The sequence below is a fragment of the Streptomyces sp. NPDC048295 genome (genome assembly GCF_040652135.1).
GTDB lineage: Bacteria > Actinomycetota > Actinomycetes > Streptomycetales > Streptomycetaceae > Streptomyces.
Genome location: NZ_JBEZLL010000032.1, coordinates 84,514 through 106,984, shown reverse-complemented (window position 1 = coordinate 106,984; position 22,471 = coordinate 84,514). Strand labels below are relative to the sequence as shown.

The 22,471-nt window shown below is 71.0% G+C and carries 20 protein-coding genes; 8 read left to right on the top strand and 12 right to left on the bottom strand.

Annotation, left to right across the window (positions count from 1 at the left end; genetic code table 11):
* The 5 genes from kdpB to AB0D53_RS35175 form a co-directional block, all read right to left on the bottom strand.
* Nucleotides 1-1,610: potassium-transporting ATPase subunit KdpB (gene kdpB, locus AB0D53_RS35195; RefSeq protein ID WP_362453361.1), on the bottom strand; the 1,610-nt coding region annotated here is incomplete at its 3' end.
* Nucleotides 1,607-3,274, bottom strand: a complete 1,668-nt coding sequence (gene kdpA, locus AB0D53_RS35190; protein WP_362453360.1) for a potassium-transporting ATPase subunit KdpA — start codon at nt 3,272-3,274, stop codon at nt 1,607-1,609. The genes kdpB and kdpA, both read right to left, overlap by 4 nt.
* A 12-nt stretch (nt 3,275-3,286) precedes the next feature.
* On the bottom strand, nt 3,287-3,376 hold the full coding sequence (gene kdpF, locus AB0D53_RS35185) for a K(+)-transporting ATPase subunit F (RefSeq protein WP_362453359.1): 90 nt from the start codon (nt 3,374-3,376) through the stop codon (nt 3,287-3,289).
* On the bottom strand, nt 3,373-3,498 hold the full coding sequence (locus AB0D53_RS35180; protein WP_362453357.1) for a hypothetical protein: 126 nt from the start codon (nt 3,496-3,498) through the stop codon (nt 3,373-3,375). Before AB0D53_RS35180 ends, kdpF begins: the two co-directional genes overlap by 4 nt.
* A gap of 127 nt (nt 3,499-3,625) precedes the next feature.
* Complete coding sequence (locus AB0D53_RS35175) at nt 3,626-6,145, bottom strand: DUF4118 domain-containing protein (protein WP_362453355.1); 2,520 nt, start codon at nt 6,143-6,145, stop codon at nt 3,626-3,628.
* Nucleotides 6,146-6,717: 572 nt separating this feature from the next.
* On the opposite strand from AB0D53_RS35175, the gene AB0D53_RS35170 reads away from it, so the two are divergent.
* Nucleotides 6,718-6,939: a hypothetical protein gene (locus AB0D53_RS35170; RefSeq protein ID WP_362453353.1), complete on the top strand. Its 222-nt coding sequence runs from the start codon at nt 6,718-6,720 to the stop codon at nt 6,937-6,939.
* Between the two features lie 85 nt (nt 6,940-7,024).
* Nucleotides 7,025-8,131, top strand: a complete 1,107-nt coding sequence (locus tag AB0D53_RS35165) for a hypothetical protein (RefSeq protein ID WP_362453352.1) — start codon at nt 7,025-7,027, stop codon at nt 8,129-8,131.
* 206 nt (nt 8,132-8,337) lie between these two features.
* On the opposite strand, the gene AB0D53_RS35160 is transcribed toward AB0D53_RS35165, so the two are convergent.
* Both AB0D53_RS35160 and AB0D53_RS35155 read right to left on the bottom strand, forming a co-directional pair.
* The gene (locus AB0D53_RS35160; RefSeq protein ID WP_362453350.1) at nt 8,338-9,081 is read right to left on the bottom strand and encodes a GNAT family N-acetyltransferase; all 744 of its coding nucleotides are present in this window, start codon (nt 9,079-9,081) and stop codon (nt 8,338-8,340) included.
* A gap of 12 nt (nt 9,082-9,093) precedes the next feature.
* Nucleotides 9,094-9,951, bottom strand: a complete 858-nt coding sequence (locus AB0D53_RS35155; protein ID WP_362453349.1) for a class I SAM-dependent methyltransferase — start codon at nt 9,949-9,951, stop codon at nt 9,094-9,096.
* Nucleotides 9,952-10,119: 168 nt separating this feature from the next.
* On the opposite strand from AB0D53_RS35155, the gene AB0D53_RS35150 reads away from it, so the two are divergent.
* Nucleotides 10,120-11,589 (top strand): N,N-dimethylformamidase beta subunit family domain-containing protein, encoded by a 1,470-nt coding sequence (locus AB0D53_RS35150; protein WP_362453348.1) that lies wholly within the window; start codon nt 10,120-10,122, stop codon nt 11,587-11,589.
* Here AB0D53_RS35150 and AB0D53_RS35145 read toward each other — a convergent pair.
* Together AB0D53_RS35145 and AB0D53_RS35140 are read right to left on the bottom strand one after the other, a co-directional pair.
* Nucleotides 11,537-12,286 (bottom strand): HAD family hydrolase, encoded by a 750-nt coding sequence (locus AB0D53_RS35145; protein ID WP_362453346.1) that lies wholly within the window; start codon nt 12,284-12,286, stop codon nt 11,537-11,539. The genes AB0D53_RS35150 and AB0D53_RS35145 overlap by 53 nt on opposite strands.
* Before the next feature lie 11 nt (nt 12,287-12,297).
* A complete protein-coding gene (locus tag AB0D53_RS35140) occupies nt 12,298-13,476 on the bottom strand; it encodes a serine/threonine protein kinase (RefSeq protein WP_362453345.1) in 1,179 nt (392 codons plus the stop codon).
* Nucleotides 13,477-13,789: 313 nt separating this feature from the next.
* Here AB0D53_RS35140 and AB0D53_RS35135 point away from each other — a divergent pair, with 313 nt between their 5' ends.
* From AB0D53_RS35135 to AB0D53_RS35120, 4 genes are all read left to right on the top strand, one after another.
* On the top strand, nt 13,790-15,082 hold the full coding sequence (locus AB0D53_RS35135; protein WP_362453344.1) for an extracellular solute-binding protein: 1,293 nt from the start codon (nt 13,790-13,792) through the stop codon (nt 15,080-15,082).
* Nucleotides 15,072-15,986: a sugar ABC transporter permease gene (locus tag AB0D53_RS35130; RefSeq protein WP_362453343.1), complete on the top strand. Its 915-nt coding sequence runs from the start codon at nt 15,072-15,074 to the stop codon at nt 15,984-15,986. The genes AB0D53_RS35135 and AB0D53_RS35130 overlap by 11 nt, the downstream gene beginning before the upstream one ends.
* Nucleotides 15,983-16,840 carry a carbohydrate ABC transporter permease gene (locus AB0D53_RS35125; RefSeq protein WP_362453342.1) on the top strand — a complete coding sequence of 286 codons (858 nt, stop codon included), beginning with the start codon at nt 15,983-15,985 and terminating at the stop codon, nt 16,838-16,840. Before AB0D53_RS35130 ends, AB0D53_RS35125 begins: the two co-directional genes overlap by 4 nt.
* A 65-nt stretch (nt 16,841-16,905) precedes the next feature.
* Nucleotides 16,906-18,006: a radical SAM protein gene (locus AB0D53_RS35120; protein WP_362453341.1), complete on the top strand. Its 1,101-nt coding sequence runs from the start codon at nt 16,906-16,908 to the stop codon at nt 18,004-18,006.
* On the opposite strand, the gene AB0D53_RS35115 is transcribed toward AB0D53_RS35120, so the two are convergent.
* From AB0D53_RS35115 to AB0D53_RS35105, 3 genes are read right to left on the bottom strand one after another with little or no spacing between them, the layout of a single operon-like run.
* Nucleotides 17,988-18,965: a galactokinase gene (locus tag AB0D53_RS35115; RefSeq protein WP_362453340.1), complete on the bottom strand. Its 978-nt coding sequence runs from the start codon at nt 18,963-18,965 to the stop codon at nt 17,988-17,990. The genes AB0D53_RS35120 and AB0D53_RS35115 overlap by 19 nt on opposite strands.
* Before the next feature lie 5 nt (nt 18,966-18,970).
* On the bottom strand, nt 18,971-19,495 hold the full coding sequence (locus AB0D53_RS35110) for an NUDIX domain-containing protein (protein ID WP_362453339.1): 525 nt from the start codon (nt 19,493-19,495) through the stop codon (nt 18,971-18,973).
* A 31-nt stretch (nt 19,496-19,526) separates the two neighbouring features.
* Nucleotides 19,527-20,612 (bottom strand): NAD(P)-dependent oxidoreductase, encoded by a 1,086-nt coding sequence (locus AB0D53_RS35105; RefSeq protein WP_362453338.1) that lies wholly within the window; start codon nt 20,610-20,612, stop codon nt 19,527-19,529.
* Nucleotides 20,613-20,827: 215 nt separating this feature from the next.
* Here AB0D53_RS35105 and AB0D53_RS35100 point away from each other — a divergent pair, with 215 nt between their 5' ends.
* Nucleotides 20,828-22,471 (top strand): hypothetical protein, encoded by a 1,644-nt coding sequence (locus AB0D53_RS35100; protein WP_362453337.1) that lies wholly within the window; start codon nt 20,828-20,830, stop codon nt 22,469-22,471.

The window sequence follows — 22,471 nt, the reverse complement described above, 5'->3', positions numbered from 1 at the left end:
TTGCCGCCCCCCTGCTCGCGCTTGATGAGCGCCATCTTGTCCTCGGGGGTGGCCTCGGCGAGGAAGTCGTCGACGCCGGCCTCCTGGGCGATGGCGCGCGCGGTCAGCGGGTTGTCGCCGGTGATCATGACCGTCTTGATGCCCATCCGGCGCAGCTCGTCGAACCGCGCCCGCATGCCCTCCTTGACGACGTCCTTGAGGTGGATGACGCCGAGGATGCGGGCGCCGGGCGCGTCGCCGCGCCGGGTCACTTCGCCGACGACCAGCGGGGTGCCACCGCTCGCGGAGATGCCGTCGACGATGCCGCCGACCTCTGCCGTGGGGTGGCCGCCGTTGTCACGGACCCAGCGCATCACGGCCGTCGCCGCTCCTTTGCGCAAGGACAGGTTCTCCTGAGGATCGTCGAGGTCGACACCGCTCATCCGGCTCTGGGCAGTGAAGGGTACGAACCGGGCCTGGGCCAGCTCTCCTTCGCTGCGTCCGCGGAGCGCGTACTGCTGCTTGGCGAGGACGACGATCGAGCGTCCCTCGGGCGTCTCGTCGGCGATCGAGGACAGCTGGGAGGCGTCCGCGAGTTCCTCGGTGCTCACACCGTTCACCGGGAGGAACTCGGCGGCCTGGCGGTTGCCGAGCGTGATGGTGCCCGTCTTGTCGAGCAGGAGGGTATTGACGTCGCCCGCGGCCTCCACCGCGCGCCCGGACATGGCCAGCACGTTGCGCTGCACGAGCCGGTCCATGCCCGCGATGCCGATCGCCGAGAGGAGCGCACCGATCGTCGTGGGGATGAGGGCCACCACGAGGGAGACAAGGACGACGATGGTCTGCTCCGCCCCTGCGAAGACGGCGAAGGGCTGCAGGGTCGCCACCGCGATCAGGAAGATGATCGTGAGGGATGCCAGCAGGATGTTGAGCGCGATCTCGTTCGGTGTCTTCTGCCGCGCGGCCCCCTCCACGAGTGCGATCATCCGGTCGATGAAGGTCTCCCCCGGCTTGGAGGTGATCTTCACGACGATCCGGTCCGAGAGGACCTTGGTACCGCCCGTGACGGCCGACCGGTCGCCACCGGACTCGCGGATCACCGGTGCCGACTCGCCCGTGATGGCCGATTCGTCGACGCTCGCGATGCCCTCGACCACGTCTCCGTCGCCGGGGATGATCTGCCCGGCCTCGACGACGACGTGATCACCCAGACGGAGAGCGGCGCCCGGGACTTCCTGCTCCGCGGCGTCGGTCGCGCCCGGCCGCCAGCCGGTGAGACGGCGGGCCGTGGTGGTCGTCCTGGCACGACGGAGAGTATCCGCCTGGGCCTTGCCGCGTCCCTCGGCCACTGCTTCGGCGAGGTTGGCGAACACGGATGTCAGCCAGAGCCACCCCGTGATCACCCAGGCGAAGACACTGGGTGATCCGATGGCCGACAGTGTGGTCAGTACCGCCCCGACCTCCACGACGAACATGACAGGGTTGTGGACCATCACACGCGGATCCAGCTTGCGCAGGGCGTCGGGGAAGGACGTCAGAAGCTGCCCGGGATCGAGCAGTCCGCCCGAGACCCGGTGCTGCTGACGCCCGGCGCCCGGCGGGGTGGGAGCGGGAGTGGCGGTCGTGGTCATCGGTGCAGGCCTTCCGCGAGGGGTCCGAGCGCGAGCGCGGGGAAGTAGGTCAGACCGACGACGATAAGGATCACCGCGCTCAGCAGTCCGACGAACTGCGGCCGGTGCGTGGGCAGGGTGCCCGCGGTGACCGGAACGGGTTGCTGTCCCGCGAGCGAGCCGGCGAGCGCCAGGACGAACACCATCGGCAGGAACCGGCCGACGAGCATGACCACACCGAGCGTGGTGTTGTACCAGACGGTGTTCGCGCTCAGCCCTGCGAACGCCGAGCCGTTGTTGTTCGCAGCCGACGCGAAGGCGTACAGGACCTCGGAGAAACCGTGCGGTCCGGAATTGAGCATGGCCGCCCGCTCTCCCGGGAGCGCCATCGCCAGCCCCGCGCCCACCAGTGCGACGACGGGCGTGGTCAGGATGTAGAGCGACGCGAACTTCATCTCCCGGCCCCGGAGCTTCTTGCCCAGGTACTCGGGGGTCCGGCCGACCATCAGTCCGGCGACGAAGACCGCGACGATCGCCAGGATCAGGATCCCGTAGAGCCCGGATCCGGCGCCGCCAGGTGCGATCTCCCCCAGCATCATGTTGAAGATCGTCATTCCGCCGCCGCCCGGCGTGTACGAGTCGTGGGAGGAGTTGACCGCTCCGCACGACGTGAGTGTGGTGGACACGGCGAACAGGGCCGAGGCCCAGATCCCGAACCGCGTCTCCTTGCCCTCCGTCATTCCGCCGGCCGCGTGACCGGCGGTGCTGCTGACGCTGTGCAGTTCGTTGGCGGTGACGACGGCGACCGATGCGCCCCAGATCAATGCCATCACGGCGACGACGGCGTACCCCTGGCGGTTGTCGCCGACCATCGTCCCGAAAGTCCGCGGGAGCGAGAAGGCGATGACCAGCATGAGGTAGATCTCGATCAGGTTGGTGAGGGCGTTGGGGTTCTCGAAGGGGTGCGCGGAGTTCGCGTTGTAGAAACCACCGCCGTTGGTGCCCAGTTCCTTGATGGCCTCCTGGGAGGCCACGGGGCCTCCGGTCAGGCCCTGGTGCCCGCCCGCGATGGTGGTGATGTCGTGGATTCCGTGGAAATTCTGGACGGTACCGGCAGCCACCAGAACGATCGCGAAGACGAAGGCCAACGGCAGCAGAACGCGAAGCACAATCCGTGTCAGGTCCACCCAGAAATTCCCGACACGATCGGTCTTCTTCCGGTTGAAGCCCCGGATCAGTGCGGCGACGACGGCCATGCCCACGGCCGCGGAGACGAAGTTCTGCACCGCCAGGCCCGCCATCTGGACCAGATGCCCCATCGCCGACTCACCGGAATACGACTGCCAGTTGGTATTGGTGACGAAGGATGCCGCGGTGTTGAACGACTGGTCCGTGGAAACCGGCTTCATTCCCAGGGACAGCAGGAGATGGTTCTGCAGACGCAGAAACGCGTACAGGAACAGCACCGATACGGCCGAGAAGGCCAGAATGCTCCGCAGGTAGACCGGCCACTTCTGGTCGGCGTCGCCGTCCACTCCGCCCGCCCGGTAGATCAGGCGCTCGGCCCGCCCGTGGTGATCAGCGGTCAGGACGCGGGCCATGTAGCCGCCCAGCGGGCGAAATGAGAGACCCAGCGCGATCACCAGGGCAAGTACCTGGAGCCAGCCCGCGAGGGTGTCGTTCATCCGGGATCTCTCCTAGAACTTCTCGGGGAAGATCAGACAGACGACCAGGTAGATCACGAGGCACGCGGCAACGGTCAGGCCGACGGCGTTTTCCACGTTCACAGGCGTCCGACCCCCTTGGCGACCAGGCCGATGAGGGCGAACACCACTGCCGTGAGGCCGATGTACGCGATGTCCGACATGCGCGAAGCACCCCGCAGAGTCATGAGGAACGGGAATTTCATGCCCTCCCGACCGGCATACGGAGTTGGTCCGGAGACGAGATGGATTCAATTCTGACGCTATATCAGTTGGCGCCGCGATTGCCCCGCAGCCCTGTGCGCCGATGGGATGACGGCGAAAGGCGTGTATTCACTCGTCACGGCCGGTTGTCGCGGTGCGGTCGGACGCGGAACTCGGAAAAGCGAGGATCACCGCGAAGCCGGGGCTCTCAGCGGCCGTCTCCAGGGTCCCGTCCATGGCCTCGGCCAAGTCGCGCGACAGCCGCACGGCCAGGCTGCCGGCCCTGGGACCCGGAGCCCGCAATGGCTCGGGGCCCACTCCTCGGCCCCGGTCGGACACACCGTCCTCCACCCGGATCCTCACGTGGCCCGCGTGGACCTCGGCGGTGACGACGGGAGGCCGGTCCGACGGGCTGTGCCGCAAGGCATCGGCCCCCAGAGCGGTCAGCGCGCGGGTGAGAAGAGCGGCGTCGGCGATCACGTCCGGCAGGCGCTCCGGCAGGCGCACGATGATCGAGTGGCCGCCGGGCCCGAGATCGTCCAGGGCGGCACCCAGCATCTCGTTGAGGTCCACCGGGCGGAGGTAGAGATCGAGTGCCCCGGCGTGCAGACGGCTCACATCGTCGAGGTCGGTGACCAGCTGCGCCGCTCGGTGCACCGCCGCGCGGGCGGTTTCCAGCAACTGCGCCTCCTCCGGGACCGTCGCGCCGGCGCTGCGGCGCCGCAGGCGCACGAGCGACTCCTCGGCCGTGTGCAGCGGAGCACGCAGATCACGTCCTGCCGCGAGGAGCAGGGATGCCCGGGTCCGTTCGGCGTCGGCGAAGGTGTCCGCGCCACCGGAACACCCGCTGATCCGCCCTCTCGCATGTGCCAGACCCAGTTCGGCGGCGCACGCGGCGAGAACGCGCCGGTCCTGCGTGCTCAGTCCCGAGCCGCGCACGGCCAGCGTGAGATCGTCGTCGACGGGGCTTTCCACATCCGCCTCGTAGGGCTTCTCCGGTGGCCGCTCCCCGGCGCTGGCGACCACGTACCAACGGGGCACGGGAGATGCTTCCGGATCCCTTTCGAGCAGGCTGATCGAACTGAGACCGAAGTTCTCCCGGATCTGCTCCACCAGTGCCGTCAGATCCTGGCCACGCATCATGGCGGCGGCCAGGCGGCTCAACGCCCTCGCCTCGGATGTCGCGCGTACGGCCTGATACGTACGCCGGGCAGCCGTTCCCGCTGCCGTGCCGACGAGAGCGGCCGTGGCGACGAACACCACGAGCGCGACGATCGCGTCGGGGCGCTCGACGGCCAGCGAGTGCACCGGGGCGATGAAGTAGTAGTCGGCGAGCAGCGCGGCGGCGACGGCGGCGAGCAGTGCGGGGTAGAGCCCTCCGACCAGGGCGACCACGACGACGGCGAGCAGATAGAGGATCAGGTCGCTGGAAAGGTCGAGACGGCCACGCACCGCGGTCAGCAGGAACGTCAGTGCGGGCAGCAGCACCACGGCGCCGGCCAGCGCCGCCCAGTACCGTCTCGGGCCCGTGCCGCGGCTCGGACGCGGAAGCCTCGGCGCCGCGGACCCTGCCGCCTCCCTGTGGGTGACGATGTGCACGTCGATGGGGCCGGACCCCTTGATCGTCCGCTCTCCCACGCCGGCTCTCAGGAGGGAGGCGAGGCGACCGTGCCGGCTCGCGCCCAGCACGATCTGGGTGACGTTCTCCGCCTCGGCGAACTGGAGCAGGGCATCGACGACATCCTCGCCCGTGGTCTGGTGGAAGCTGCCCCCGAGCGACTCCACGAGGGTGCGCTGGGCGTCCAGTACCGCCGGTTCGACGCCGGCGAGTCCGTCCTCCAGGACCACGTGGAGGGCCAGCAGCTCGGTTCCGGGGGTACGAGCGCTGATCCGCGCGGCACGGCGGACCAGTGTCTCGCCCTCCGGCCCGCCGCTCAGGGACACCAGGATGCGCTCCCGGGTCTCCCAGGGAGCGACGATGCCGTGTTCCGCGCGGTAGCGCTGCAGCCCTTCCTCCACCCGGTCGGCCAGCCACAACAGGGCGATTTCGCGCAGGGCGGTGAGGTTGCCCACCCGGAAGTAGTGCGTGAGGGCGGACTCGATGCGGTCCGGCGCATAGATGTCGCCATGGACCATGCGGCGGCGGAGTGCCTCCGGCGGCAGGTCGACCAGTTCGATCTGGTCGGCCCGGCGGGCCACCTCGTCGGGCAGAGTCTCCCGCTGTGTGACGCCCGTGATCTGCCGTACCACGTCGTTGAGGGATTCGAGGTGCTGGACGTTGAGCGTGGTGACGACATCGACGCCCGCGTCCAGGAGTTCCTCCACGTCCTGCCACCGCTTGGCGTTGTGGGCCCCCGGAACGTTGGAGTGGGCCAGCTCGTCGACCAGCGCGACCTGAGGACGGCGGGCCAGCACCGCGTCGAGGTCCATCTCGGTGAAGAGCGCACCGCGGTGGCTCAGCGTACGGCGGGCCACCGTCTCCAGACCGTCGGCCATGGCCGCGGTCGGCCGGCGCCCGTGCGGCTCGACGAAGCCGACGACCACATCCGCGCCCCGCGCACGCAGCCGCTGCCCCTCGGCGAGCATGGCGTACGTCTTCCCGACCCCGGGGGCGGCCCCGAGGTAGATCCGCAACCGTCCACGTGCCACCGGAGGACTCCTGCCCAGGTCACCCCCGTATCGCGTGCGCGCCCTTCCATGGTGCGCCCGTCGAAGCCGTTCCACTCGACGACACCGGCGATGGGGCTGCTCTGTCGCCGGCACCGGGCCCGCAACGCCCGGACGGCCGATCGATGTCCTGCACCGTTCGCCTCGCCGCACGTCGGGAGCACAACGGTGGCCACCCAGCCCACGAGCCTCCGGGCCGCCGCGTGGGTGCAGGAGTGTGAGCAGGAGTGTGAGCAGGAGCGCCTCGCGGACCGTGAACGAGAGGTGAGCGGACGCGCTCCCCACGGTGGCCTCTGCCACCCGCGCCAACCGCTTCGAGCCGTGCATCCGCACGGCCGGCACCCCGGCTCGGCGGCGTGGCAGGGGTGACGCGACGAGTGCCTCGCGACGTGGCGGAAACAGCCTGGCCGGAATGGACCGTCACACGGTGCGAACGCCTGCCGTTCACTGGGTGGAAGTGGTACGGCGGACGAGAGGTGTTCACAGTGCGGCCCACCCTGAGGTGCCTGTTATTCACGGCCGGGACCGGCCTCGCGGTCCTCGCGGTGGCGGCCGTGCACAACATCGCCGCTCCTCCGCTCGCCGTCACCGTGTACGCCGATGCCGTCGTCGGCCTGTCCTGGCTCATCGCCGCCTTTCTGCTCCTTCGCGGTCACCGGTCCCCGGATGCGCCCGGCGACCGTGCCCCTGGTCCCCGCCACCACCGCGCCGTACGGTTCTCCACCGACGGTGAGCCGGCCGCCCGTTCCCACTGGAACAGCCGCCACCGCCACTGATCCGGCCAAACTCCCGGCACACCGGGGTCCGTCGGTCCGCGCTCTGCGACCATGACCGACGACCGCCCATGCCGAGGAGCGCAGTGTGACCAAGGTGACCAAGCCCCATGTGAGTTCGGCCGTCATGACCCACCCCGTACGCCTCGCCCAGGCCCAGGACCTCGCCGACCGGCTGCGGCTCGGCGGCCTCGCCATGGACCCGGCCCCGACGGGCCCGCCCTCGGCCCTGCGCACCGCTCTGGTCGCCTGGTCGGCCGCGGCCCCGGATGCCAGTCACCACCTGGTCGTCCAGGACGACGTCGACGCCCCCGCCGAGCTCCTGGAGATCGTCACCGCGGCCGCCGGCCGGTTCCCCGACGAAGCGCTGGTCTTCTACACCAACTGGCACGCCCGCAACGGTGCGGCCGCCCGCCTCGCCGCTCTCGCCGGTGCCTCCTGGGTACGCGCCGTTCCCGACGAGTTCACGCCCTCCCTCGCCGTGTGCCTGCCGGCCGGGAGCGCCGCCGGCTTCCGCGCGTACGCCCGTGACAGCTCCGAACGCCATGACGACGAGCTGCTCTCCGTCTTCTTCCGGGGGCACGGCCGGATGAGCCTGCTCGCCGTACCGAACATCGTCGAGCACATCGGCACGACCAGCATCAACGACCACGCCGCACAGGGCATCCGGCTCGCCGCCTGTCCCACCTCGGCCGCCGACGCCGCACCCCTGCTGGCCCGGGGTCGCGTCCTGGAGGAGCCGAGCTGGATCCCGTACATGCGGTACGGCGAGGGCTACATCCGGCTGGTCGGGCAGGAGCACGGCGACGACGGCGGGCGTGGCCACCACCGCTGGCCCGACGCGCTGCCCGCGACCGGCCTCACGCAGGACACGGTCCGTGCCGCGCGGGACGCGCATCTGCCCGAGGACCTCGCGGCGGAGGTGGCCCGGACCTTCGGCGGCGCGTTCGCGCAGGAGTTGTGGACCCACTGTCTGCTGCTCGGGCGGCAGGCGGCCCGTGCCTCCGGCCGCCTGGGGCCACTGCCGGACGGGGTGCCCGCCGACGCGCTCGACCGGCTGCGGCGCTCCGCCGTCGCCACCGCCGGACCCGCCGGACTGCCGCCCGAGCGCCGCCCCGAGGCGGGCCCGGACGAGGTCCGTACGATGGCCGCGTTCGCGTGGACCGCCGTCCACGCGGGAGAAGGTCTCGACTAAGGGCTGTCCCGTCATCCCTGGTGGATCAGCGTGCGGCGTCGGACGCGGTGCATCGCAAGGCGGAGGGACGCCCGAATACTGGGCGTATTCGGGCGTTCCGACAACGCGGCGAGGTGCCGTGGCTGGCGTCGCACGCCCGCCAGGGGTTACGGGAGCCCTTAGGGCCGTCCCGTCATCCCCGGAGAGCGTGCGGCCTCTCGTTCCGTTCAGGCCCGGTGTGTGATCCACACCCCCGGTTCCCAGTACGAGGCCAGGTCCCGTGCCCGGTCGACCTGGAGCGGCGCGAGGCCGCCGGGGAAGACGTACTCCCCGTCCTCCGGGAGGGCCAGGCCCGTCCAGCCCTCCCACTCGGCGACCGTCCCGCTGATCCGCGAGGAACGCCCGGACGCCGCCGCGAGGGTGCCGCCCGCACCCACCTGGGTCCGGATCCACGGGTCGAACGGCGTTCCGTCGTCCCGGGTCCATGCCGCGTACCGCTCGATCGGCACCAGCGGATAGCGGTCCTTCCAGGTGGGGCGCACCGGCACCAGGACCGTCGCGAGTCCGGCGCGCCGCGCCGTCTCCGCCATCGCGTCGAGCAGCACCTTGGACAGCCCCCGGCCCTGACGGTCCTCGGCGACCTCGATGCCCAGCGCGCACAGCGCGTCCGGGGCGCGCCCGGCGTCGCGGTCCGCGAAGGCGCGCGCGATCGAGTCGTCCAGTCCGGGGCCGAGGTCCGCCGCGGTGCCGTCCCAGGTGCGGGGCAGGGAGCGGCCGGCACCCGCGATCACGTCCTGCTCGTCGTCGTACAGGACGAACTGGAACTCCGGGAAGTCGTCGAACAGCCGGTTCCAGTAGTCGCCGTTGATGTCTCCGTGCAGGTTGTACTCGGGCACCACGCCGGCGAACCGCTCGGGGATGCGGTCCCACAGCTCGGGCCGTTCCGAATGACGTACCAGTGCCAGGGCCATGCCGGCTCCTTCCTAGGCGGGGACCTCGATGTCCCAGACGACGACGATCGGGAGGCCCTCCCAGGCGGCGCGGGCGGCGTCGGCGATGAACTCCTCGTACCCCCCGGGCGCGAGACGCCCGTTGAACAGTGGTTCGTGGCAGCCGCGCACCCGCAGTCCCGCCCGGCCGAAGGCCTCCAGGTAGTGGCTCGGCAGATGGACGTGGTTGCGGACGAAGGCGAGTTCCTCGGAGCCGTGCGCGAAGAGGCACTGTCCCTGGAGCGCGATGACGAACGGGTGCAGGTCCGAGACGATGATCCGGCCGCCCGGCCGGACCACCCGGGCCAGCTCCTTCATGCCGGGGGCGAGGTCCGGAAGGTGTGTCATGGCCAGCGTGCAGACGGCGAGATCGACGGAGTCGTCGTCGAGCGGCAGCCGTTCCAGGTGTCCGGCGCGGAACTCGGCGTCCGGGGCGTGCTCGCGGGCCTTGGCGATCATCTGCGGCGACTGGTCGACGCCGATGACGCGGTGGCCGTAGGCGGTCAGCGCCCTGGTCTGGCGGCCGGTGCCGCAGGCGGCGTCGAGCGCCACGCCCGGTGCGATCCCGTCCAGGATCGTGCGGACGACCGGTTCCTCCACCTCGATGTACGAGCTGGGCAGCGAGTCGTACACCGCCGACCAGGACGCGTAACCCGCCGCCGCGTCGAGCTCGCTGACCTGGGCCCCGCCGTCCGGGAGCTTCTCCTCGTCGAGGGCGAAGCGGCGGATCTCCGCCACCCGGTCCTGGAGGAATTTCTCGTCGCCGTCCACGGCGTGGCGCAGCAGCGCGAGCCCCTCGATCCCCAGCACCAGTTCCCTTACACGGAATTCACCGCGGAATTCATTGCTCATGCGAGCCCCTCACCGGTCGTCGGACGGCCGTGCCCTATTCCGGATTCCGCCCTACCCAGAAGGCAGGACAGAGAGTCGCGATGCACTCGCCGTGTCCGAAAACAGGGCGCGAATGGCCGGTTGGCGGCGCCGTTGTCGCACCCGTGGCGGCTGCCTAGCATGAGCGACATGATTGAGGGATATCTCGGACACGAAAGCGTCACCGTCGGCGGTGCAGTGACACTCCATCTCTCCACCGATGCCCCGCGGTTCCGTCTGCGCTTCTACCGGCTCGGCCGGGAACTCGTACCCGTCGGGGAATCCGGGGAGTATCCGGGTGCACAGCACACGCCGCCGGTTCATCCCGACGGATTACCCGGACTCGCCTCGCCCGCCGACGACTGGGACTGGCCGCCGCTCACCGTTCCCGTACCGGAGGACTGGCAGCCGGGAATCCATCTGGTCGAATTCGTCGAATGCGGCTCCGGTCACCCCCGGAATCCTCCCCTCCTCGGCACGGAGCAGCTCGAAGGGCATGCACGGGAGTTCTTCGTCGTACGCCCCCGCGTCCCCGGCAGCCGTTCCCGCATCCTCTACAAGAAGTCCACCTTCACCCGGCACGCCTACAACCGCTCCGACCGGCCCGGTCTGGAACGCGCCGTCAGCCTCTACGACCACCCCGTCCACCGGGCCGGCGGTGGTGATGAACCCCGAGGTCACAAGGTCAGCCTCCACCGCCCCGGGGGTGTGATCGACCTCGCCTACTGGGACACGCCGTTCATCGCCTGGCTGGAACGCCACGGCTACCCCGTCGAGTACTGCACCGACCTCGATCTGCACGAGGACCCCGGGCTGCTCTCCTCGTACGACCTCCTGCTCAGCGTCGGGCACGACGAATACTGGAGCGCGGCGATGCGCGCCCACGCGGAGCGGTTCGTCCGCGACGGCGGGAACATCGCCTTTCTCAGCGCCAACACCTGCTGGTGGCGGGTGCATCCGACGGACCGGAACACCGCTTTCGTCTCGGACACCGATCACCACGTCGGCGACGAATATCCTCATCTGCCCGCCACCGACCAGTGGTGGGCGCCCGTTCCGGACGGGGTCGGGAATCCGGAGAACGCGCTCACCGGGGTGAGTTTCCGGAACGGTGGAATGTGGCCCGCCACGGAATGGCCCGGCGACCGTCCCCGCGTCGGATACACCGTGCAGCACGCCGATCACTGGATCTACGAAGGCACCGGATTACGTGACGGATCCGACGGCGGAACAGCGGACCGACTGGGGGCCGGTACGCCTCTCATCGGATACGAATGCGACGGAGCCGCATTCTCTTACGACGCGAACGGAATCGCCCGCGCCACCGGGGAGGACGGAACTCCGGACTCCTTCCTCGTTCTCGGAATTCACGTCCTCGAACCGGTGCACGAGGATTTCCATCATTTCAAATGGGGTCACTGGAACGGCCCCGTGCGCGAACCGTCCATCAGCAGCCCGCGTGCCGCGACGATGGGCCTCTACACCGCCGGCGGCACCGTCTTCACCGCGGGCACCACGGACTGGCCCGTGGTCTGCGGACACGAACAGGACGCGGCCGTCGTCCGTGTCACCCGGAACCTCCTCGACCGGCTCCGCCACCGGAGTCCACTGCCGGGATGAGCTCCCGCAGACCGGTGATCCGCGCCGCCCCCTCCGGCAGGGGCGGCGCGGCACCGTCCACCGCCCGGTCGGGCCGCCACAGGTGCACCGCCCGCATCCCCGCCGCCAGCGGACCGAGCACATCGGGCACCCACATGTCCCCGACGAACAGCACCCGGTCCGCCGGCAGCGCGCAACGCTCCAGCAGCGTGCGGTAGATCAGCGGATGCGGCTTGCGGGCGCCCGCCCGCGCCGAGCCCACCACCACGTCCACGGCCCCGCCGATCCCCACCGCCGCGACACACTCCTCCAGGTTCCAGAACCAGTTGGAGCACACCCCGATCAGCAGGCCCCGGGCCCGCAGCTCCGCAAGCACCCCGGGCACATCCGGGTAGAGGTCGAGCCGGACCGCCTTCATCGCCCGGTCGAGCTCGGCGACCAGGCCTTCGAGCCCGGCCTCCGGCACACCGCAGGCCCGCGCCCGGCGCCGCAGCCGGTCGCGCTCCCACGTCACGTACGCCGTCTCGTCGGCCGAGTGCGCGGCGTGCTCCTCGCCCTCGCCGGGGCCCACCGACCACTGGTCGCCCCAGAGTCCGGCCTGCGCCGTCAGGCCCCGGCGGGCGAAGATGCCGCGGTGGTCCGGCGGCAGCGGCTCCACCATCCGTACGAGCGTCCCGTAGAAGTCGAGGACGACCGCGCCGATCCCGTCCCTCCCCACCGCGGATCCGCCTAGAACCGGCCGTACCGGTGCGGGAAGTAGTCCTCCATGGCGCCGTCCCGCTCGATGTCGACGGTCGCGCAGTGCAGCCCGCCGCCGAACGGCCCGACCGCCCTGAACGGCACCGGCACGATCTCGAATCCGTACGAGGACAGCTGCTCGGCGAGCCGCACCTCCTTCTCCTCCACGCACAGCGTGTTCGCGTCGAGGTTCAGCATGTTCCCGGCGAGCCACGGACTGCAGAAGGACAGCTTCGGCGGATGGTCCCAGCTGGCCGGCTGCACGGCCTCCACGATCTCCCAGTCGTTGAGCTTGAAGAACTCCATCAGCTCGGCGTCGGCGAGCCGCTCGCCGCAGTGCAGCACGAGGCCGGGGCGCAACGGCACCCAGGTCGCGTCGATGTGCAGCGGATGCGTGTTGGTCGAGGTCACCGCGTGCACCCGGTGGTCGGGGAAGTGGCGGCGCAGCCACTCGTAGCCGCTCCTGTTGGTGACGAACGACAGCTGAACGAAGAGGTCCTTGCCGAACCGTGCCACGTCCGCGGCGTCGAAGAGCGGCTCCGCCTCGGTGAGCACCAGGTCGTAGTCGCGGACCCGGGCCAGCTGCTCCTCGGTCGGCAGGTCGTTGTACGTGTCCCAGAACCCGGTCCTGTAGGAGGCGTCCGTGAGCCGCGGCTTGGGCGCGGCCTCCCAGCGCATCCGGTCGTCGGCGTCGAACAGGCTCTGCAGCACCGGCCGGTAGCACAGGTACTCGAACCAGCGGCTGCGGTACGACATGGTCGCTTCGAGGACCTCGTTGCCGACCGTGAGCAGCAGGTCCCGGGGCGGCATGCAGCCGAACATCGAGTCGTGCGACCACTCGGGCGTGGACACCTCCTGACTGAAGTCGACCGGGGTGGGGCGGTCCACCCGGATGCCGCGGCCGCGCAGCATGTCCGCGAAGTCGTCGAGCTGCTCATCGGCCTCGGCCACCATGTCCGCCGGCATGGGGCCGTACGTCCCCAGCGGGAAGCCGTCGTCGGGGTAGTCGCGGCGCACCGCGTGTTCGGGGGCCTGCACCACGGTGCCCTCCGCGCGGCCGACGATCACATGCCGCAGCGGGTCCCAGCCGTTCCATGCGTTGACCCGCACGGGGCGCTCGGAGCCGGCGGGGGCGGAGGTGTCGGACGCGGTGGTCGTCTGCTCGGTCACGTACAAGCCCTTCGATCGGGGTCGTGGAGTGCCGCAGGGGCTCAAACTGCGGGCAGCGCACCGTCACCGTCAAGAGCCACTCGGCTACGCACCGAGGCATTCGCGTCACCGTGGCCGGAGTGCGGCCCCGTCCCCCGGGCGGCCGATTGCATCGGCGCAGCGCAGCAGGGTGACGCTGGGCCCTTGGTGGGAAGCACACCGTTGTCTTCCGGCCGAAACTCCGTGTCGCGGCGGGGAGCCCCGGTCCGCGGGGTAGTGAGAAGACCGTTGCCCGAGTCCCGTACGTCTCGATGAATCCCGCACGGAGGAATCCATGACACTGCGTCTGCCCCGCCGATCCGGGATCCTGGGAGCCCTGTTGCTGTTCACGGTGGTGGGGTGCAGCTCGGGAGAGGGCGGCGCGCCGGGCGGGAGCGCGGGCGGCGATCTGAAGGTGTGGCTGACCGTGGACGCCCGCGAGAGCTGGCCGGAGATGGTCGCCTCCGCCAACAAGCGGTTCGCGAAGCAGCACCCGGGCGTGAAGGTCGATGTCCAGTACCAGCAGTGGACGACGAAGAACCAGAAGCTGGACGCCGTCCTCGCGGGCCGGAACGTGCCCGACGTGGTGGAGATGGGCAACAGCGAGACCACCAACTACATCGTCAACGACGCCTTCGCGCCATTGGATCCGAAGACCTTCGAGCGGTCCGGGCAGTGGCTGCCCGCGCTCGCCGACGCCTGTCGCCACGACAACCGGACGTACTGCGTGCCGTACTACGCGGGAGCGCGCGTCGGCGTCTACCGGACCGACTACTTCAAGGGCGCCGGGATCACCCGCGCCCCGCGCACCTATCCCGAGCTGATCTCCGACCTGGACCGGCTCAAGGCGAAGTACGGTGCCGGGGACCGCGGCTTCTCGGCCTTCTACATGCCCGGCCGCTACTGGTACGCCGCCATGGGCTTCGTCAAGGACGCGGGCGGTGAGATGGCGGTGGAGAAGGACGGCCGCTGGCAGGGTGCCCTCTCCTCGCAGAAGTCCGTCGCCGGGCTCACCGCCTGGAAGAAGCTCCTGGACGACTACTACGTCGGCGACCGGGCGAAGGACAACGGCGACCAGCCGGCCGTCGTCGGGCAGGGCAAGGTGGGTGTCTTCTACGGCAACACCTGGGAGGCGCAGGCCGCCGCCGACGCCCGTTCCGGGGGCGACCCGCGTCTCAAGGACAAGTTCGCCACCTTCGCCTTCCCCGGTCCCTCCGGGCAGCTGCTCCCGCCGTTCCTCGGGGGCTCCACCCTGGCCGTGCCCGCCAAGTCGCGGAACCAGGAGCTGGCCGCCGACTGGATCCGTCTGTTCACCGACGGCGAGTCGCAGCGGAAGCTGATCGCCGCCAACACCCTCCCGAACAACACGGTGCAGCTGGCCGACGTCGCCGCCGGTGGCATCAACGGTCCGGCCGCCCAGGCCGCCGCGCGCGGCTGGGTCACCCCGCTGGCCCCCGGCTGGACCTCGGTGGAGAAGTCCAACGTCCTGCCCGAGATGCTGGAGCGCATCGCCACCGGAAAGGCGTCCGTGCGGGACGCCGCGCGCGAGGCGGACCAAAGGATCGACGCGGTGATCAATGAGCGCTGATCCGGCCGGGCGGAGGCCGCGCCCCCGACTGCCCTATCTGCTGATCGCCCCGTCCTTCCTCGCCCTCGTGGTGGTCCTCGGCTACCCGCTGGTCGACATGGTGACCCTGGCCTTCCAGGACATGACCCGCAAGGAGCTGTTCAGCGGTGCGACGCCGCCCTGGGCCGGTCTCGGACAGTTCCGGACGATCCTCGGCGACGGGTTCTTCTGGACGGTGGTGGCCCGCACGGCCCTGTTCACCGTCGTCTGCGTCGCTCTCACCATGACGCTCGGCCTGCTCATCGCGCTGCTGATGCGGCGGACGTCGTCCTGGGTGCGGGCGGTCCTCGCCGGTGTGCTCGTCGCGGTGTGGGCGATGCCGGTGATGGTCGCCGCGGCCATCTTCCGCTGGCTCTTCGACGCGGACTACGGGCTCGTCAACTGGCTCCTCTCGACGCTGCCCGGCGTCGACCTCGCCCGGCACAACTGGTTCACCGATCCCTGGCAGGGCTTCGCCGTGATCACCGCGGTGGTCGTGTGGGGTGCGCTGCCGTTCGCCGCCGTCAGCCTGCACGCGGCGCTCACCCAGATCCCGCCGGAGCTGGAGGAGGCCGCCCTCATCGACGGCGCCCGCCCGTCCCAGGTGTTCCGGTACGTCACCTTCCCCGCGATCAAGCCCCTCTTCGTGATGGTCACCACCCTGATGGCGATCTGGGACTTCGGCGTCTTCAACCAGATCTGGCTGATGCGCGGCGGGCAGCCGGAGCGCGAGTACTACCTGCTCGGCGTCTACTCCTTCATCGAGTCGTTCGCCGTCAACCGCTACAGCACCGGGGCCGCGATCGCCCTGGTCACCGTCGTCCTGCTGCTCGCCGGTGCCGTCGTCTACCTGCGGCAGATGCTGAGGCTGGGTGAGGCCGAATGAGCGCGGCACGCAAGGGGCACGGAGCAGCGGCCGTACGCCGGCCCCGACGCCGTTACGACCTGCTGGGCCTCGTCGTGGCCGCCGTCCTCGGGTTCCCGGTCTACTGGATGGTGCTCACCGCGTTCCGGCCCGCGACCGAGATCCTCAGCCTGCCGCCCGAGTTCTGGCCGAGCAGTCCCACGCTCGGCAACTTCGCCCGCGCGATGGGTACGGACACCTTCTGGCCCAACGTCCGCTCCAGCGCGGTCATCGGCCTCGGCACCGTGCTCGTCTCCCTCGTGGTCGGGACCCTCGCCGCGTTCGCCCTGGCCCGTTTCCGCTTCGCGGGCCGCAAGGCCTTCGTCGTGGTGATCCTCACCGTCCAGATGATCCCGCTCGCCGCCCTGATCATCCCCGTCTACCTGCTGCTCAACGACGCCGGTCTCACCGACAGCCTCGGCGGGGTGATCCTCGTCTACCTCGTCTTCACCCTGCCGTTCACCGTGTGGATGCTGCACGGCTTCATCGCGGCGATCCCGGCGGAGCTGGAAGAAGCGGCGATGGTCGACGGCTGCGGCCGGTTCGGTGCCTTCGTCCGCATCGTCCTGCCGCTGCTCGCACCCGGACTCGTCGCCACCTCCGTCTTCGCGATGGTGCAGGCGTGGAACGAGTACGTCCTCGTCTACGTCCTGCTGTCCACCCCGGAGAAGCAGACCCTCAGCATCTGGCTGGTCTCCTTCCAGACCAGCTTCGGCACCGACTACGGCGGACTGATGGCGGGCGCGACGCTCACCGCCCTGCCCGTCGTCGTCTTCTTCCTGGCCGTCCAGCGCAAGATCGCCGCGGGGCTGGCCACCGGAGCGGTCAAGGGCTGAGCGACGCCCTGCCGGATCCGGTACGCCCCGCCGACGGACCCCGTACACCCACAGAGGAGAACCCTGTGACGCACGACCGTCTCGACCTCGTCTCCAAGCTGTACCAGCCCACGGGCTGGCCCCGGATCCTCCAGGCAGCCGCCGGTGAACCCTCCAGCGCCCCGCTCGTCGTGGACCTCGACCCGACCACGTTCTGCGACCTGGCCTGCCCCGAGTGCATCAGCGGAAAGCTCCTCAACCAGGGCCGGTTCACCCCGGAGCGGCTCGCCGCCCTCGCCGAGGAACTCGTCGCCATGTCCGTACGGGCGGTGGTCCTCATAGGCGGCGGGGAACCCCTCGCCCATCGCGGCACCCGCAAGGTCTTACGCATCCTCGGCGAAGCGGGCCTGGCCGTCGGGGTCGTCACCAACGGCACGATGATCCGGCAGAACCTCGCCGAGCTCGCCCGGTACGCCACCTGGGTCCGGGTCTCCGTCGACGCCGGCACCGCCGGGACGTACGGCCTGTTCCGGCCGGACCGCAAGGGCCGCAGCGTCTTCGACAAGGTCATCGAGAACATGCGGCTGCTCGCCGCCGAGAAGACCGGCGCGCTGGGCTACTCCTTCCTCGTGATGTCCCGTCAGGATCCCGGCGGGCAGACCGTCACCAACCACCACGAGGTGCTGCGCGCCGCCGAACTCGCCCACGACATCGGCTGCGACTACTTCGAGACCAAGGCCATGTTCGACGACGACCACCACATCGTGCAGGTCCCCGGCGAGATGCTGGCGTCCGTCGACCGTCAGCTCGCCGAGGCCGCCCGGCTGGAGAGCGAGAGTTTCCAGCTCGTCAACTCCTCCACCCTCACCTCGCTGCGCGGCCACGTCGGTGCCGTCCAGCCCAAGGAGTACGACCGCTGCCGGGTCGCCGAACTCCGCACGCTCATCACCCCCTCCGGGGTGTACGTGTGCTCCTACCACCGGGGCAACCCGCTCGCGAAGATCGGCGACGCCGTCACCGACGACCTCGCCACCATCTGGCAGGACGCGGACCGCCGGGGAATCGTCGACCCGAGCCGGGACTGCCGGTTCCACTGCGCGCGCCACCGCTCCAACCTGGAGCTGGAACGCATCGCCCGCGGAACCGGCGAGCTCCCGCCCGTGCAGGACTACGACCCCTTCCTCTGACCTCCCGCCACCGGCACCGGCTCCCGCCGGGCGCCGGGGGCGGCCGCGGTGGGCACGACCCGGGCGCCGGGATGGGAGACGCGCAGGGCCCGCGCGAGGCGGTCCACCGTCCCGGCCACCCCGTCCGCCGGGCAGACGCCGACCAGCGCACCGCCCCCGCCGGCCCCGCTGAGCTTCAGCGGCAGGCCGGCGGAGCGCAGTGCGACCGTTCGCAGCTCCTCCAGGAGCGGCGTCGACATCCGCTGGTGGTCCCTCATGGCCTCGTGGGCGCAGGTCATCGCGGCCCCGAGCGCCGCCAGGTCCCGGTGGCGCAGCGCCTCCCAGACCCGGCCCGAGGCCGCGTCGGCCGTGGACCGGTAGGCGGCCAGCGCGGGGTCGCCCGCCGCGAGCTGCGCCCGCACGTCCCGGATGTGGTGTCCGGTGTCCTTGCGGGTACCGGAGTCCACGACGACCACCCGCCACTCCTCGGGGAACTCCAGCCGGTCCCGTACCGCGGGGAGTCCGTGCTCGCGGCCGCCGAGGAGGAGCGCACCGCCCTCGACGACCGCCAGATGGTCCATGCCGCCGCCGTTGAAGACGGCGAACTCGAACTCGTACGCCCACTGCGTGATCGTGGCGTCGTCGACGCTGCGCCCGCTGAGGGAGACGTCGGCGAACGCCCGGAACAGCGCCACGATCCGTGCCGTTGACGACGACAGACCGCTGGCCGCGGGTGCCTCGCTGCGTACGGTGACGGCGGGCGGGCGCGGGCCGAGTCCGGGCAGCCGCTCACGCAGGAACGCCCACACCTCCCGCTGCCAGCCGTCCTCGGCCCCTTCCCCGGGCGCGGGGCCCGGACCGGTCTCCACGGTCGTCATCAGGCCGAGCGCGAGACTCACCGACCGGCCCCCGCCGAGCCAGTCCAGGTCCTCGCCGGACAGGCAGGCCCGGCAGGGCACCACCGCGCGTATCGGATCCATGGCGTTCACCGGGCTTGAAACCTGCCTTCCACACGGAAACTCTCGTACATGGACAGCACCACCTCCGTGGGCGGGTGCAGTGGCCGGGGCGGGGCGTCGAGCGGCCGGAACAGGGCCTGACGCACCTCGTCTGCGCCGGGCGACAGTTCCCCCTCCCAGCGCCGGGTGACGAAGCAGAGCGCGAAGCAGTGCGTCACGTCCCCGTTCGGGTAGGTGAGGGTGTGCACCCGGGGGTCGGAGAGCGTCCCGAACGCCACCAGGTCCTCCCGCTCCACCCGCAGGCCGGTCTCCTCGGCGACCTCGCGGACGGCGGCGTCGGTGAAGTCGCCGCCCTCCTCACAGGAGCCGGCCGGGAGCTCCCAGACCCCGGTGTCCGCGCGCTGCTGGAACAGTCCGCGGCCCTCGGCGTCGATCAGAAGCACCTGTGCGCCGGGCACCAGCAGCGTCCTGGAGCCGACCTGCCGGCGCAACGACCAGATGTAGGAACCCGTGTAACTCATCGTGTGCGTGTCGCCTTCGTCGCAGTCCATGCGCCCCACGGGCGCGTCAGTGCGCAGCGTGTCACGCCCCTTCCGGATCACCGGGCTCCTCGGCCAGCCAGCGTGGCATGGCCTCCGGCGTCTCCAGCAGCCACCGCACGTACCGGTCCACGCCCTCCGGGACCCCGATGCGGGCCTGCCAGCGCAGCAGCTCGCGGGAGCGCTCGACACAGGCGTAGCCGCCGAGCGGATCGCCCTCGGGGCGCGGGGTGACGATCCGCCGCGATCCGGGGAAGTACGGGGCGATCAGATCGGCCACCTCGCGGACCGAAGTGGGCCGGCCCGTACCGATGTTGACGGTCTGCCCGGCCATCTGTTCCTCGGTCAGGGCGAGCGCGGTGGCCTCGGCGATGTCGTCGACGTGGACGAGGTCGCGGACCTGGTTCCCGCCGCCGTTGAGCCGCATGGGCCGGCCGAGGCGCGCCTGGAGCGAGAGCCAGGGCACCATCCAGGAGTGGCTGCCCGGTTTGGGGATCTGGGGCTCGCCGTACACGGAGAAGTAGCGCACCACCGCGTACTCGGTACCGCTGGTGGCACCGAGCATCAGGCGGGTCTGGTGCTCGGCCCAGAGCTTGCCGTTGGCGTACACGGACACCGGGTCGAGCGGCATGTCCTCGTGGAAGACCTGCGGCCCCTCGACACCGGGCGCGCCGTTGCCGTACACGGACGCCGAGGAGACGAGGACGAGCCGGCGGACCGGGAACCGCGCGGCCTGCTCCAGGACGACCTGGGTTCCCTCGACATTGGCGCGGAAGGCGATGTCCGGACGCCGGGTGCAGGCCGCGACGTCCGCGTAGGCGGCCGCGTGGACCACGAAGTCGGCGTCCCGCAGCAGCGCCCCGACGGTGTCGGCGTCGCGGATGTCGCCGACGACCAGCCGTGCGCCGCTGCGCGCGACGCCGAAGGTCTCGTGGCCGGACTCGGGGTAGGCGTCCATGCGGTCCAGGACGGTGACGGCGCATCCGGCGCTCCGGAGCAGCGCGACCAGTCTGCTGCCGACGAGTCCGCCGCCGCCGGTCACGACGACGCGGGCATCGCGGAGCTTGTCGAGCCGGGAGCGGACGGTCTCCTCGGCGGCGACAGTGGTCGGGTGGGATAACGCAGGCATGAAAGCCTCTTTCCGGCGTCGGGGAGATGCACGCGGTTCATGGACCCGGCGTGCCGGGCCCAGCATCCATGGGCCCGTCGTCCGCCTGCCAGAGGGCCATTTCGGCACTCTTGCGGGCCGTCGGCACCGCCCGTACTGTCCGAATCCGGCTGGCGGACGGGCTCCGGACGGATGCTCCGGTGCGGTCCGGGCCGATCCGGACAGAGGGAGGACGTATGGCACGCCAACGGCTCAGCGCGGTGGTCATGACCCATCCCAGACGCCGGGCGGCGGCCGAGAAACTGGCCCTGAGCGCGCCTTCCGGCCTTCTGCGGGTCGTCATGGACCCCGACCCCACCGGCACTCCGTCGGTGCTGCGCACCGCTCTCGCCGCTTGGTCGGCGATCGAGGAAGGGGCCACACATCAATTGGTGGTCCAGGACGACATGGTGTTGTCCGAATCCTTCCTGGACCGGGTCCGGCTCGCGATCGAGGAGCTGCCCGACGCGGCGCTGGCCCTGTTCGCCCTCTGGGACTCCCGCAACGGGGCGGCCGTCCGGCTGGGGGCGATGGCGGGCGCCCGCTGGGTGGGTGCCGTCAACGAGTACTTCCCGTGCGTGGCGATCGTGCTGCCGCGCCGGATCGCCGAGGGATTCGTCGCCTATGGCAGGCAGCGGCTCGGCGGCTGGCCCGACGACATCCTGATGCACCGGTATCTCAGCGACCTCGGTGTTCCGCGCTATGTCGCCGTGCCCAGTCTCGCCGAGCACGAGGACCGTGGCTCGATCTCCGGGAACGCCTTCCGCGGCCCGCGCCGCTCGGTCTGTTTCGTACCGGAGGACCGGCCCGGGAAGGAGGGCGCGACCCTCACCGGTCTGTCGGTGCTGCCGTTCTTCAAGCACGGCGTCGCGCAGTGCGCGGTACGGGTCCCGGGCCCCGGCCCGGAACGGTGGCTGCACCTGGACGCCGAGCAGTACCTCACCGGTGCCGGACTGCCCGCCGCGCTGCTGCGCCCGCCCGGCGCCGCGTCGGCCGAGGCCGATGTGCGAGGGACCTGGCTGACGGCTCTGGCCATGGGCTTCGAGGCCGCCCACACCGGACTCGCCGCACCGCCCGCTGCCTCGGAGGCGTACGCGGAGGCGGTGGCGACGATCGGCCCGGGCGGCATCAGCAACGCCAGTACGGAGGACCACATCGCACGCCGCCGCGAGCCCCTGGCCGAGGTGGCGCGGCGGGCGCTGCTGGCCGGGCACGAAGCGGCCGCCGAGCACCGCGCCCGCCCGCGACGGCCGGGCGGCCTCGTCTGGCGCGGGGCGGCGACCCCGCTCGGCGAACATCTCGTGCGCAGGCTGGCCGACCGGCACGAGCGGTCCGCCGCCGTGATCGATCTGACGCGGCTGCAGGGCGCCGAACGGGAGGTGACGGTCCATCCGCAGGGCGCCCCGGCCCCGTACCGCCTGCGCGTGGGTGAGCTGTACGGTCCCGGCTGCTCGCGCCGCACGCCGATCGGCCGCATGGTGTGGGACGCGCTGCGCAGCCACCCGCTCGCGGCCGAGGGCGATCCGGACGCCGAGGTGTGGCCCGTGCACGTGAACGACCTCGCCGACGCGATCGGGGCGGTGCTGCGTGCCCGGCCGGAGCACCACGGCATCACGGTCGTCGCCGGGAAACCGTGCACGGCCGCCGAACTGGCGCAGGCCGTGCACGGTGCGGTACGGCCCGTGCCGGTACGGGCCGTGCCGGACGCCGAGCCCGGGTGGCACACTCCGGCCGGCACGGTGCGGCCCCCCGGCTGGACTCCCGCGACGGGCCTGGCACGTGGGCTGCACTCCTTCGCCCAGTGGCTCGCCTACGAGGGAGTGCTGCTCGAATCGGACTGA

Excerpts from the sequence above, each read along its gene's own strand:
- kdpA (WP_362453360.1), bottom strand. The coding sequence starts at position 3,274 with ATGAACGACACCCTCGCGGGCTGGCTCCAGGTACTTGCCCTGGTGATC.
- AB0D53_RS35180 (WP_362453357.1), bottom strand. The coding sequence starts at position 3,498 with ATGAAATTCCCGTTCCTCATGACTCTGCGGGGTGCTTCGCGCATGTCG.
- AB0D53_RS35160 (WP_362453350.1), bottom strand. The coding sequence starts at position 9,081 with ATGGCCCTGGCACTGGTACGTCATTCGGAACGGCCCGAGCTGTGGGAC.
- AB0D53_RS35155 (WP_362453349.1), bottom strand. The coding sequence starts at position 9,951 with ATGAGCAATGAATTCCGCGGTGAATTCCGTGTAAGGGAACTGGTGCTG.
- AB0D53_RS35150 (WP_362453348.1), top strand. The coding sequence starts at position 10,120 with ATGATTGAGGGATATCTCGGACACGAAAGCGTCACCGTCGGCGGTGCA.
- AB0D53_RS35135 (WP_362453344.1), top strand. The coding sequence starts at position 13,790 with ATGACACTGCGTCTGCCCCGCCGATCCGGGATCCTGGGAGCCCTGTTG.
- AB0D53_RS35130 (WP_362453343.1), top strand. The coding sequence starts at position 15,072 with ATGAGCGCTGATCCGGCCGGGCGGAGGCCGCGCCCCCGACTGCCCTAT.
- AB0D53_RS35125 (WP_362453342.1), top strand. The coding sequence starts at position 15,983 with ATGAGCGCGGCACGCAAGGGGCACGGAGCAGCGGCCGTACGCCGGCCC.
- AB0D53_RS35115 (WP_362453340.1), bottom strand. The coding sequence starts at position 18,965 with ATGGATCCGATACGCGCGGTGGTGCCCTGCCGGGCCTGCCTGTCCGGC.
- AB0D53_RS35110 (WP_362453339.1), bottom strand. The coding sequence starts at position 19,495 with ATGGACTGCGACGAAGGCGACACGCACACGATGAGTTACACGGGTTCC.
- AB0D53_RS35105 (WP_362453338.1), bottom strand. The coding sequence starts at position 20,612 with ATGCCTGCGTTATCCCACCCGACCACTGTCGCCGCCGAGGAGACCGTC.
- AB0D53_RS35100 (WP_362453337.1), top strand. The coding sequence starts at position 20,828 with ATGGCACGCCAACGGCTCAGCGCGGTGGTCATGACCCATCCCAGACGC.